This is a genomic window from Rahnella sp. CJA17(1/100), assembly GCF_963881615.1.
Classification (GTDB): Bacteria; Pseudomonadota; Gammaproteobacteria; order Enterobacterales; family Enterobacteriaceae; genus Rahnella; species Rahnella aceris.
The window spans coordinates 107,821-119,478 of record NZ_CAWOJA010000011.1 but is presented as its reverse complement, the minus strand read 5'-3'; the positions used below and the strand labels follow the sequence as shown (position 1 = coordinate 119,478).

General features: G+C 49.9%; 10 protein-coding genes. 9 read left to right on the top strand and 1 reads right to left on the bottom strand.

The genetic code is table 11. From position 1 onward, the window contains the following. Position 1 precedes the first annotated feature (1 nt). The 6 genes from AACU55_RS06860 (at position 2) to AACU55_RS06835 (ending at position 6,205) form a co-directional block, all read left to right on the top strand. Positions 2-1,801: an ABC transporter ATP-binding protein gene (locus AACU55_RS06860; RefSeq protein ID WP_134705455.1), complete on the top strand. Its 1,800-nt coding sequence runs from the start codon at positions 2-4 to the stop codon at positions 1,799-1,801. 181 nt (positions 1,802-1,982) lie between these two features. Continuing rightward, positions 1,983-2,942 carry a 3-oxoacyl-[acyl-carrier-protein] synthase III C-terminal domain-containing protein gene (locus tag AACU55_RS06855; protein WP_134705282.1) on the top strand — a complete coding sequence of 320 codons (960 nt, stop codon included), beginning with the start codon at positions 1,983-1,985 and terminating at the stop codon, positions 2,940-2,942. After that, positions 2,917-3,177 (top strand): acyl carrier protein, encoded by a 261-nt coding sequence (locus tag AACU55_RS06850; RefSeq protein WP_013577969.1) that lies wholly within the window; start codon positions 2,917-2,919, stop codon positions 3,175-3,177. The genes AACU55_RS06855 and AACU55_RS06850 overlap by 26 nt, the downstream gene beginning before the upstream one ends. 64 nt (positions 3,178-3,241) lie before the next feature. After that, on the top strand, positions 3,242-3,811 hold the full coding sequence (locus AACU55_RS06845) for a hypothetical protein (protein ID WP_234300457.1): 570 nt from the start codon (positions 3,242-3,244) through the stop codon (positions 3,809-3,811). Continuing rightward, on the top strand, positions 3,808-5,160 hold the full coding sequence (locus AACU55_RS06840) for an MATE family efflux transporter (RefSeq protein WP_134705280.1): 1,353 nt from the start codon (positions 3,808-3,810) through the stop codon (positions 5,158-5,160). The genes AACU55_RS06845 and AACU55_RS06840 overlap by 4 nt, the downstream gene beginning before the upstream one ends. After that, positions 5,150-6,205 carry an alpha/beta fold hydrolase gene (locus AACU55_RS06835; RefSeq protein ID WP_013577966.1) on the top strand — a complete coding sequence of 352 codons (1,056 nt, stop codon included), beginning with the start codon at positions 5,150-5,152 and terminating at the stop codon, positions 6,203-6,205. The genes AACU55_RS06840 and AACU55_RS06835 overlap by 11 nt, the downstream gene beginning before the upstream one ends. 3 nt (positions 6,206-6,208) lie before the next feature. Here AACU55_RS06835 and AACU55_RS06830 read toward each other — a convergent pair whose 3' ends face one another. Continuing rightward, entirely contained in the window at positions 6,209-6,754 is a 546-nt protein-coding gene (locus tag AACU55_RS06830) for a helix-turn-helix transcriptional regulator (protein ID WP_013577965.1), read from the bottom strand. 430 nt (positions 6,755-7,184) lie between these two features. On the opposite strand from AACU55_RS06830, the gene AACU55_RS06825 reads away from it, so the two are divergent. The 3 genes from AACU55_RS06825 to AACU55_RS06815 are packed head-to-tail and all read left to right on the top strand — an operon-like array spanning position 7,185 to position 11,641. Then, positions 7,185-8,435 (top strand): efflux RND transporter periplasmic adaptor subunit, encoded by a 1,251-nt coding sequence (locus AACU55_RS06825; protein ID WP_134705279.1) that lies wholly within the window; start codon positions 7,185-7,187, stop codon positions 8,433-8,435. A 58-nt stretch (positions 8,436-8,493) separates the two neighbouring features. Further along, positions 8,494-9,210 carry an ABC transporter ATP-binding protein gene (locus AACU55_RS06820; RefSeq protein ID WP_037033254.1) on the top strand — a complete coding sequence of 239 codons (717 nt, stop codon included), beginning with the start codon at positions 8,494-8,496 and terminating at the stop codon, positions 9,208-9,210. A gap of 1 nt (position 9,211) precedes the next feature. Further along, positions 9,212-11,641: an ABC transporter permease gene (locus AACU55_RS06815; protein ID WP_013577962.1), complete on the top strand. Its 2,430-nt coding sequence runs from the start codon at positions 9,212-9,214 to the stop codon at positions 11,639-11,641. The last annotated feature ends 17 nt before the right edge of the window (positions 11,642-11,658 follow it).

Below are 11,658 nucleotides of genomic sequence, written 5' to 3'. Positions count from 1 at the left end.
GATGCAACCCCCGGTTTTACAGGTCGATAAACTGAATACCGCGTTTTCCGTGGGCGGCGAATGGCTGAATGTGGTGCGGGATCTTTCGTTCTCGATTGGCCCGAAAGAAACGCTGGCGCTGGTGGGCGAATCCGGTTCGGGTAAAAGTGTGACGGCGATGTCCGTCATGCGTTTGCTGGATGAAAAGCAGACCCGTTATTCCGGCAACATCCGGTTTGACGGTCAGGATTTACTGAGTCTCAACCGTTCGCAGATGCAAAGCATTCGCGGCAACCGCATCGGCATGATTTTTCAGGAGCCGATGACCAGCCTGAATCCGGTGCTGAAAATCGGCGTGCAAATCACCGAAGTGCTCAAACGCCATCGCGGCATGGACGATAAAACCGCGCGTGCCGAAGCCGTCCGGTTGCTGGAGAAAGTACGTATTCCGGCGGCCACCGCACGACTCAATGAATATCCGCTGAGTTTTTCCGGCGGCATGCGTCAGCGCGTGGTGATTGCTATCGCGCTGGCCTGTAATCCGCGTTTGCTGATTGCGGATGAACCGACGACGGCACTGGATGTCACCATTCAGGCGCAAATTCTGGCGCTGATCAAATCCTTGCAGGAAGAAGAGGGCATGTCCGTGCTGTTCATCACCCATGATATGGGCGTGGTGGCGGAAGTGGCGGATCGCACGCTGGTGATGCACCGTGGCGAAGCCGTGGAACAGGCAACCACGCGGGAAATCTTCCATCATCCCACACATCCTTATACGCGCGCGCTGCTGTCGGCGGTGCCGCGACTGGGCGCGATGAACGGCGTGGCGCTGCCGAAACGCTTCCCGCTGACCGACAGCCAAACCGGCGAAGTGCTGCCGGTGGCGGAGTCTGTCGATACGCTGCGCACCGGTCAGCCGGTGCTGGAGGTTAAAAATCTGGTGACGCGTTTTGATGTCAGATCCGGCTTGCTGCGCCGGGTTTCTGCCCGGGTGCATGCGGTGGAGGATCTGTCATTCAGCCTGCAACCGGGCGAAACGCTGTCACTGGTGGGGGAATCCGGCTGCGGGAAATCTACCACCGGACGCACGATTTTACGTCTCACGGAAGCGACTTCCGGTGATGTGCTGATCCGCGGGCAGGATATCCGCCGGGCTGACAGCGCACGGCTGGCGGATATCCGTACCCAGGCGCAGATGATTTTTCAGGATCCGTACGAAAGCCTGAACCCGAGAATGCGCATTGGTCAGGCGATTGCCGAACCGATGATAAGCCTCGGCTTGCATGATGCCGAAAGTGCGAAGCGCCGCGTGGCGCAATTGCTGGAACAGGTCGGCTTGCAAAGCAATATGGCGACGCGCTTTCCGCATCAGTTTTCCGGCGGTCAGCGGCAGCGCATCTGTATTGCCCGCGCACTGGCGCTGGAGCCGAAAATGATCATCGCTGATGAAGCCGTGTCGGCGCTGGATGTGTCAGTCAAAGCGCAGGTGATTAATCTGATGCTCGATCTGCAACAGGAACTCGGGCTGGCGTATCTGTTTATTTCGCACGATATGGCGGTGGTCGAGCGCATCAGTCACCGTGTGGCGGTGATGTATCTGGGCGAAATCGTCGAAATCGGTTCGCGTGCCGATATCTTCGAAAACCCGCAACACGCCTATACCCGCAAACTGCTGGCCGCCGTGCCGGTGCCCGACCCGGATGTTCACCGCACACGTCCCGTGGTACCGGAAGAACTTGCCAGCCCGCTGCGCTCAGCCACTTATCAGCCGCCGGTGCGTCATTACCGCGAAGTCAGCAACGGTCACTTTGTACAGCTATAACGGCTCCGTTTGTACGCTGTTCTTTCCGATTTTCCCTCCTGAACACTCATAACATTCCATTTTTGGGATTCAAAAATGGGAATTCCTGCCCTTTAAGCAATTGCAGGCAAAAAAGACGTTTTTTTTCTGGGATTATGGACTGCGTTTATAATAACTCTAAAATAATTCCCTGTGAGAATATATGTTGCCACTTAATGATTTATGCTGGTTGCCTGGTCGTATCTCTTTAAGGCCATTAAGTACGCTTGAATCATCTCATAATTTAAAAACAGGCGCGCGTAAGGTACTTGAACGTTATTACTCTCTGCGCACAGTGGGAATGTTCTCTGGTAGCCATACAGAAATGTTACACGAAACCCTTTCAACTCTGGTGAATGAAAATCTGAATGTCGCTAAGGGGCGGGGATATTTGGTCTATGCAAAAACGCAAACGCATAATACTTTTTTTGATGACTGCTGGCTTGATGAGATAGCGGCCCGTTGTGGAATCGGGCATTGGGAAAAATTAACAATTAGTCTCAATCATTGCGCATCGGCTTTGTCGGCGATTCATTTATTAAAGAACCGGATAATAAAAAGCCAGTTGCAGATGATCCTCATCACCGGTGAAAAGGCTTTCCACTGTGATATTAATAAGCTTGATAATAGTGTTATGGCGGAAATTCCTGCTGCCATGCTCCTCAATGCGGGGCATTCACCGTGGCAAATCAAGCAAACCGCCGTGCGGCATCTGTCTTCATTTTATAATAATCACAGAGAATTTCCGGCCGCCCGACGGCGGGAACTTTTCTCTTCGCTCGAACAAGATTATTATGATTTCTATCTTTACGTACTGGATAAGTTTAGCCTTACGATTGACCATATAGATGCGATTGTTCCGGGTAATATAGATTTACCCATGCTCAGGAGAATTGCCGATAAACTGAACTTCAAGGGCGAGCTTTTTACTGAGCATATATCAGGATATGGACACGCTTATTGCTCCGATATTTTATTTAACTTGTCTTCTTTATTAAAGAGCTTCGAAGGTAAAAGAATTCTCTGTGTTGCTATGGGGATGGGGATAACGATGTCCTGTATCCTGATTGAAAAAAACGAAAATAATGAGGTAAACCATGTCACAACTTCTGTCAGCCGTTAATGATGCATTAAATGATGTCATGTCTGCAAAAATCAACATCACGCCGGAAACGGATTTTAATGAAGATTTGGATCTCGATTCAGTATTATTTGTGCAGTTCTTATTAACGCTGGAAGAAAAGATCCCCGGCCTGATGTTTGAACCTGATCAAATCAATCAGGATGCCTTCACCACTGTCGGGAAACTTATTCAATGGATTGAACAGCATCTGCAACTGGAGAGCTCTGATGTGTGAAGCAGAGTTTACCCGACTTTACTTTTTGTTCAGGGACCATGAGCCGGCAGAAGCCTTCCGGCAGATGCGGCAGAAATGGGCCAACCCGGCCAGCGGCGTATTTTGCGGCGGGTATCAGATTCTGGCAGCAGAAGGTGAAACCTGCGCGGAGCAGCACGCGGAGTCTGATCGTATTCTGGCGTCACTCGGGATTGCTTTGCAGCATACCGGCACAGAAACCATCACTGAAGATCCGATCCCGCTGATGGCTTCTTTTGCGGCGCGCCTGGGGCTCCTGAGCCAGATCCTGGCGATGAGCTGGAAGCACTTATCCGCGCGAAAAAGTTTTGGCATAAAAACCACCCGACATCAGTTAGTGAAGGCGGATTTTGCCGATCTGAGCAACCAGACAGATTTACTTTTGCTCCAGTGGCAGATGCGCGTTACGGCGCAGGACTATGCTGACCCGGAAGCGGATCACTGGCAGATTACGGAGCTAACCAACCGGGCAGAAAAACTGATGGGCGGGCATGGTTATTTATCAGGCTCGACGCACAGCCTTTCTTACCTGTCGATGATGATTTACAGCCTGTACGGGAAGGCCGCAGACGCTGCCATGACCGTGTTGCCAGCACGTCAGGAGCGTAGAGTATGAATACTTCACCTGAGATGACGTTGCTACGGCGTAACAGCCTGAGCAAAGATATCGCGGACCTGCTGAAGTTAGCCTGGCCGATGATCGTGGTGGCCATTGCCGTCTCATTTTCGCAAAACATTCAGACCGCGATTCTGGGGCACGGGAAAGAAACCAGTTCAATTTATTTGCTTTCGATGCTCCAGCCGTTCAGTTTCTTATTCCTGGCTATTCTGGAATGCCTGGCTATCACCAATCAGGTTTTCAGTGCCCGTTCGCTGAATATGTGGTCCCGCCAAAAGGTACTGGCGGCGACCTCCCTGCTGGCGACACTGGGCATCGTGATTGTGGCGCTGCTGAGCGGCGTGACGGCGCTTTGCGCTCCTCTTTTGCAAACCCTGTTGCCGGTCGCCGGCAATGCATTTTATTCCTCGGCATTACCGCTCTATTTCCTTTCCATGCTGCCGTTTATTCAGCTTGAGATGTGTAACAGCGCATTGCGCGGGCAGGGAAAAAGCGCGCTAAGCATGCTGTTAGTCATCGCGTATATCGTGCTGAATGCGTTGATCTGCTACACCGGCTATCAGGTTTATGGATTAGGCTTCAATTCGATTATTATTTCCAACGCCCTGGCTTCTGCCCTGCTTATCCCGGTCGCACTTTGGCTGGTATGGCGTACCGGTCGCCATGCGGAAGATGACCGCCCCGGCGCATTTATTCCGCGTCTCAGCGGGCTTTTGCTTCAGGTGGGGATGCCCATTTTTGCCTCGTTAGTGGTACTGTTTTTCAGTTCTCTGCTGATATTCCCGTTAATCGGCACCCTGGGTGAGCAATATGTCGCCGGTTTTCTGATTGTGACCAAGATTCGGATGTTTATTGTCATCCCCGCCGTGGCCTGCGGATCCGCGCTGGCGATATTAATTAACCAGCGGCTGGCCATCAGCAGCGGAGAAGAATTAAAACGATTGCTGCACCGTGGGTTAGCCTTTATTTGCATTATTTACCTTCTGCTGACCTCCGGCGTCTATTTCACCGAAGTGAGTCTGATAAAAATTCTGTCCGGTGACAGAATAATTCAGGATGTCAGCAGCCAGATTTTACTGATTCTGTTACCGACGTTTTTCATGACGTCTTTTGTTGCCTCGCTTCAGGCATTGCTGGAACAATTAGAACAGGCCCGGCGGGTATTGGTATTAACCGTTATCATCGAATTGCTGACTGTCATCACCTTGCTGGTGGGATGGGATAAGTTCTCGCAACTGCAAAGTATTATGAATCTGATCATTGTTTTTAATGTGGTGTATTTTATCTCGTTTGGCAGAGAATACTGGCGGCTGGCCAATAAAATAGGAAGTGAGAATGTTTTATAGCTTCTTTTATCCGGTCCTGCTGTTTTTATCGCTGGTTCACCAAAATTATCTGCGGGTTTTGGTCATTATGCGATTGCGTCCGACGTTACTGATGAAAGCCAAAATAAGGCCTGCGACGCATTATACCCGGGCATGCAAATTAATCAGTTTATTCGACTTATATTCCCTGCATGCCATGTCTTCCTATCTTTCTGCGTTATACGCGTTGCGTCTTTTCGAAAAGACCCGGCCTTTACCCTATAAGCAGGGGGAAATCATGCTGCTCAGTCGCTGCGTGCAGGAGGAGCTTTATTGGCGCAAATCTTTTGTTAAGGTCTTCATTTATCCGCAAGCGGATCCCCAGGCAGAAAAAGTGTTGCTTCTTCACGGGTGGGATGGCCGGAGTATAATGTTACGGCAGATGGCGCAGCGGTTGCAGGAAAAAGGCTATACGGTTTTTGCGCCTGACCTGCCCGCACATGGTATTTCTCCCGGAAAAAAAGTGTCTTTCTATGATCTGTCGCGGGCCGTTATGGAGATGGAAAAGCATTACGGGCACTTCTCTGTGATCATTGGTCATTCGACCGGCGGATTAATTGGCTGCATGGCCGCGCTACAGGGACTGCTTTTTAAACGGATGATTTTAATCGGCAGTCCGTGCAGTTACGGAAAAATGATGGACAGATATGTGCGCAATAATAAACTGCCCAGGCGCATTGCCGTATCGATGAAAAAGCTTTATCAGCGCCGCTATGGTGTACATCCTGATGTTATTGGTCCCGAGCTTATCGGTTCAATAACGCAACCTGTCATGATATTGCATGATAAGAATGATCTCAGTATTGAACTGGATGAGGCCGAAATACTGAGCCATTCATTGAAGAAAAGTGAATTAATCGTTACAGAGGGAAAGGGCCACAACGGCGCATTACGTGACCCTGTTGTTTTCAATTATATTTCAAACTTTCTGAGGGATACTTTGCATGAGGATTTTTCATCTTTCCATGAACCAAAACTGATATTGCGTGTAGAGAATAATAAAAAATGGCATAAGAAATCTTATTAATAATTATAAGAAGTGCAGGTTGCTGATTAACATACTTCTTGAAAAGTTGTTTCTCTGGATGCCGAAAATGAAATCATAATCTGATGATTCTTTTTTTATTTCCGGGCGTGTTGTCCTGATGACATTCTGTTTGAATTTGAGCGGAGACTCGTTATAGGTCTTGCTGAAACTTCGGGAAAAATGCGGCAGCGACGAAAATCCACAAGCATAGCTGATATCTGTCAAAGACCACTCAGGGGCTAAATGGATAAATTCCCTGGCCAGCGCCAGCCGGACCTTCCACATCCACTTTATAGGCGTGACATCATAGAAATGTTTGAATATGCGGCAAATATCAAAGCGGGTTTTACCACATATTTTTTCCAGATCTTCAAGTGTGATCTCGTCAGAAATATTCTCCAGCATATAATTAATAATCTTAACAATACATAATGCTTTGTCTGTATGAGCGTGCTTGCCATAGATAGTCAAATGACGATTATCGAGATCCTCGGTTATTTTCTGTGTGAAAAGACTTTTTTCAGCGTTCGATAGTTTGCGTTCCCACATACACACCCCTTCTGCGTAATTAATGAGTGATGAACAAATTTTTAAAATTGGAATACCGTCCCCGCTATTCTCTAAGCAATTACTATGCCATGTTTTTATTTGTTTCAACTTATTGTTTATAATGGATATTATTATTCTTTCCTGTTATGTAAATAGTAAAATCCCATTTTCGAAACACACTAATTAACTTGCCTGATTTAATATCCCAATATTGGGAATGCATGATATGCGTGGGGTTTCGCAGGCAAAAGAGGGTAATCAGGGCATGCCGTCCCGATTTTCGTTCCATTAATGAGATAGAAAATGATTAAGGGAAAAGGCGTAATTGGCGACTTTTTAAAAAACACATAAAAATCAGTGGATTAATTAAATTTTAAAGATTGGCACGATTTGTGCTCATCGGTAAGGAGTTATCAGAAAAGGTATTATTATGGACATATCAATCCCGCAACCCGGGAATAAATTCATACTGAAGCGATACCGCAAATTTATTGTTGCGGGCGCACTCTTTTTAGCCACGCTGGCGGCAATCTATAATTACCGTTTTTCGCCTTATCAGATCTCCCGCGGGAGTATCGCGGTCGGGCAGGTTCAATATGGCAATTTCTCGGTTGAAGTGCGGGGTAACGGGGTACTGTTACCGCGTGATATCAATTGGGTTGCGGCCAATGTCGATGCCCGCGTGGAAGAGGTCATTTACAAACCTGGCATGAAGGTGAATAAAGGCCAGTTATTGGTCAGAATGAGTAACCCGACGCTGGAACAAAAATTACAGGAAAACCGGCTCGAGCTGGATGCCCGCCGGGCTGAGACTGACGCCACTAATGCAGAATTACAAAATAAAATTCTGAGTCAGGAAGCCTTGGTATTGGATGCGAAAAGCCGGTTACTCAGCTCTACGATGCGGCTTGCTGCGCAAAAGAAATATATTGCGGCAGTGCCGATGCTGGAATACGAAACGACCCGTATTAATACTGAACAATATCGTCAGCAAGTTGTGCTTGAGGAAAAACGATTAAAAACACTCAAGCTGAGCATTGATGCTGATATCAAAGCCAGTGCGATGCGCCTTAACAAACTGGAATCTTTGGTGCTGCTGAGCCAGCAGGAAGTCGATTCGCTGAATGTTACCTCACCGATTGAAGGCATTTTGCAGGATGTGAAAGTCCAGGTCGGCCAGCGGGTCACCACCGGCACCAGTATTGCCCGTCTGGCGAAAGAAAAGGAACTTTATGCTGAACTCAAAGTGCCGGAATTACAGTCCCGTGATCTTGCCGTCGGGCAGCAGGTTACCATTAACACCGGACGCAGCCAGTTCACCGGGGTATTGTCACGGGTGGATCCTGCGGTGACCAATGGCACCGTTAAAGTGGATGTGACATTCAATCAACCACTGCCGCAGGAAGCCCGTCCTGACCTGAGCGTTGATGGTTTAATCGCGGTGACAAAAATTAATGATTCCCTGTACGTTGAGCGGCCACCGTTTGCCCAGAATAATTTACCTTCGATGCTTTACCGGCTCGATGAAAAGGAACGCTCTGCCACCAAAATGAAGGTCAACTTTGGTCAGGGGTCTGCGGATTATATTCAGGTAACCAGTGGACTGCGTGCGGGAGATAAAATTATTCTCAGTGACGGCAGCGCCTGGCAAGGGGCAGATCAAATTGAGATTACTAAATAATGCCGGCTCACCTGCAAAAGACGCCAGCTTACAGGACAATGCGATGGAGATGAAAATGATGGAATCACTGGTAGAACTCACTGACGTGAATAAGATTTTTTTGACCGATGAAATTGAGACACACGCCCTGAGCAAGATCACGCTCAGCATTTCCAAAGGGGAATACGTGGCGATTTCCGGGCCTTCAGGCTGTGGTAAATCAACGCTGCTTTCGATTTTGGGCCTGCTCGATGTGGCCTCTACCGGGACCTATCAGCTGGCCGGGCACAACGTGGAAAATATTTCTAAAAAGCAGCGTGCCCTGGTGAGAAATCGTGATATCGGCTTTATCTTTCAGTCATTTAATCTCATCAGCGATTTGACCATTGAGGAAAATGTCTCTCTGCCACTGACTTACCGCAAGGATATTTCTAAAACTGAGCGGCAGCAGAGAGTGGCGGAAGCCTTAGACAAGGTCAATATGTCCCACCGCGGACGCCATTATCCCTCGCAGCTTTCCGGCGGACAGCAGCAGCGCGTGGCCGTCGCACGGGCTATCGTGGGCAATCCCTCCATCATTCTGGCGGATGAACCGACCGGTAACCTGGACTCCCACAATGCCGAGGCGGTGCTGAATATTCTCGATAAGTTACATCAGGAGGGCGCCACGATCTGCATCGTCACCCATGATCCTCGTTCAGCCGAGCGGGCGCAGCGCAGCATCGTGCTTTCTGACGGGCAGGTCGTCGGAGACGGACATGTGGCACGGGAACTGACCCTGATAAAGGAAGCATAAAATGCTTTTTGATATCCGATATGCCTTACGCCTGTTACTCAAAAGCCCGTCATTTACCTTTATCACCGTGCTTATCATGTCCTGCGGTCTGGCACTGACGCTTTATATGTTTTCAGTCATTAACACCATCATGTTTACGCCGCTTCCTTATCCGGACGGGAAAAACATGGTGTTAGTAAACCCGACGGTCAATGGCGTCAGTCTGAGTGACTCCGGGGTCAACTTCCTGGACTACCAGGAAATTAAGGCCCGCAATACCACGCTCAATGACGTGGGTTATTTTTATGCTGAACGTGCCGATATCAGTGACGGCACCAAAGCGGTTTCCTATATGGCGATCCGCAATACGCCGGAGATGTTTTCTTATACTGGCATCCAGCCTTATCGTGGCAGGGTGCTGAACAGTGAAGATGTCCAGCCTGGCGCGACACCGGTTGCCGTTATCAGCTATGGCATGTGGCAAAACTACTTTGCTGCCGATGCGCAACTCATTGGCAGAGATGTCCTGATCAATGGGATACACACGCGCATTGTGGGCATCATGCCCGCCAATTTTGCCTTTCCTTTCTTCCATGATCTCTGGCTGCCTTCTAAGCTGGATCCTGCACAGTATCTGGTCCGCAAAGGTGCGCCGGAAGTATCCGTTTATGCGCGCCTGAAACCCGGTGTTCCGCTCGCCGATGCTGACGGTGACCTCGCTCAGGTGATGCAGTCGCTGGCCTCTGAGTATCCTGAAAGCAATAAAGGGCTGTCGGCGCAGGTACTGACATTCCAGGAAAATTTCATGGGTGAGGAGACCATGCCGATCTTCATCGTCATGCTTTTTGCCGTGGCTTTTGTGCTGGTGCTGGCGTGTTGTAATGTCGGTAACTTATTGCTGGCAAGAACCACAGAGCGTTCAAAGGAAATCGCTATCCGCGTTGCTCTGGGCTCACCTTCCGGTCGTCTGGTCATGCAAATGATGTGGGAAAGCTTATTTATTTGCGCCTTCTCGGGCATCATCGCCGTTCTGCTCGCCGCCTGGGGACTCGAGATCACCAATACGTTACTGCCAACGTTTGTACCGAACAAAATTCCGTTCTGGTGGCATTTGTCACTCGATAACGTCATGATCCTCAATGCGTTAGTGCTGGTCATCATGACGGCTGTCGTTACCAGTGCATTGCCTGCGTGGAAAATCACCCACGGTAATTTCAACGATGTTTTGCGTGATGGAACGCGGGGCGCGCAAAGTCGCGGGGCAGGCAGGGTGTCCCGTATTCTGGTGACGTTTGAAGTCGGATTATCCTGTTCCATTTTGTGCATCAGTGCGCTGCTGGCGCTGCTGGTTTACCAGGCGACCCGTGCCGATTACGGGGTGGCGACGCAGGGCTATCTCACCGGTCAGATTAACCTCAATGCCAACCAGTATCCTGATGATGCGAGCCGGATCCTGTTCTATCAGCGCCTGCAATCGTCCCTCAGCGGGATCCCCGGTGTTGAAAAAACGGCCATCACCACCAGTGCCGTCGGACAATTTACCGTACCCCGTCAGGTGGATATCGATTCGTCTACCAACAACAGTAAAGACCGCTGGTCTTATCCTCTGGTCAATGATGTCCAGGTGATGCCGGGAAGCCTGACGGCAATGGGGATCACGCCGGTGGCCGGAAGGGAGTTTGCCAGCAGTGATACGCAGGACTCACAGCCCGTGGTAGTGGTCAGCCAGTCGTTTGCGGAGCAGTTCTGGCCCGGTGAGCGGGATGTCATCGGTAAACGCCTGCGTTTTCGTGATACGGATGATCAGCGCTGGTTCACGGTTATCGGTGTGGTGCCTAACGTCATTCATGGCCGGCCTTTCAGCGCGTTCCGCCAGCGGGTCACGGTTTACCGCTCGCTGGCGCAAATACCCGCGGCGTCATTAACGCTGGTGCTCAGGGCTCAGAATCCTGATACGTTAGGGCCTGCGCTCATGAATGCGGTGCGCCAGATTGACAGCACGCTCTCCGTTAATCAGGTGCAAACGTTGAATCAACGTCTGGCCAGGAATACCGCCGGGCTGCATTTCATTGCCAACCTCTTTATGTTGTTTGGTCTGGTCGCGGTCATTCTGGCGGCCACCGGCATTTATGCCGTGATGCGCAATGTGATCAATCAACGTATTCAGGAGATCGGGGTGCGTATGGCGATGGGGGCAACGGAAGGCGTTCTGTTACGGATGCTGATGCTTCAGGGCAGTAAGCAATTATTCATTGGCCTGATTATCGGGTTGCCTTTGGCCTTCTTTGTCGCACCCAAGTTGACGCGTATATTGGGCAACGGGCATACCTCCTTTGCACTGCTCTTTTGGGGTGTCGCCGTCATGATTTCTTTAATTGTGGCGTTAGCGGTCTGGTTGCCTTCCCGACGCGCCATTCGGATGTCGCCTGCGGACGCCATTCGCTATGAATAATCTGTCGCCGTGCCTGA

Excerpts from the sequence above, each read along its gene's own strand:
- AACU55_RS06820 (WP_037033254.1), top strand. The coding sequence starts at position 8,494 with ATGGAATCACTGGTAGAACTCACTGACGTGAATAAGATTTTTTTGACC.
- AACU55_RS06860 (WP_134705455.1), top strand. The coding sequence starts at position 2 with ATGCAACCCCCGGTTTTACAGGTCGATAAACTGAATACCGCGTTTTCC.
- AACU55_RS06855 (WP_134705282.1), top strand. The coding sequence starts at position 1,983 with ATGTTGCCACTTAATGATTTATGCTGGTTGCCTGGTCGTATCTCTTTA.
- AACU55_RS06835 (WP_013577966.1), top strand. The coding sequence starts at position 5,150 with ATGTTTTATAGCTTCTTTTATCCGGTCCTGCTGTTTTTATCGCTGGTT.
- AACU55_RS06845 (WP_234300457.1), top strand. The coding sequence starts at position 3,242 with ATGCGGCAGAAATGGGCCAACCCGGCCAGCGGCGTATTTTGCGGCGGG.
- AACU55_RS06830 (WP_013577965.1), bottom strand. The coding sequence starts at position 6,754 with ATGTGGGAACGCAAACTATCGAACGCTGAAAAAAGTCTTTTCACACAG.
- AACU55_RS06815 (WP_013577962.1), top strand. The coding sequence starts at position 9,212 with ATGCTTTTTGATATCCGATATGCCTTACGCCTGTTACTCAAAAGCCCG.
- AACU55_RS06840 (WP_134705280.1), top strand. The coding sequence starts at position 3,808 with ATGAATACTTCACCTGAGATGACGTTGCTACGGCGTAACAGCCTGAGC.
- AACU55_RS06825 (WP_134705279.1), top strand. The coding sequence starts at position 7,185 with ATGGACATATCAATCCCGCAACCCGGGAATAAATTCATACTGAAGCGA.
- AACU55_RS06850 (WP_013577969.1), top strand. The coding sequence starts at position 2,917 with ATGTCACAACTTCTGTCAGCCGTTAATGATGCATTAAATGATGTCATG.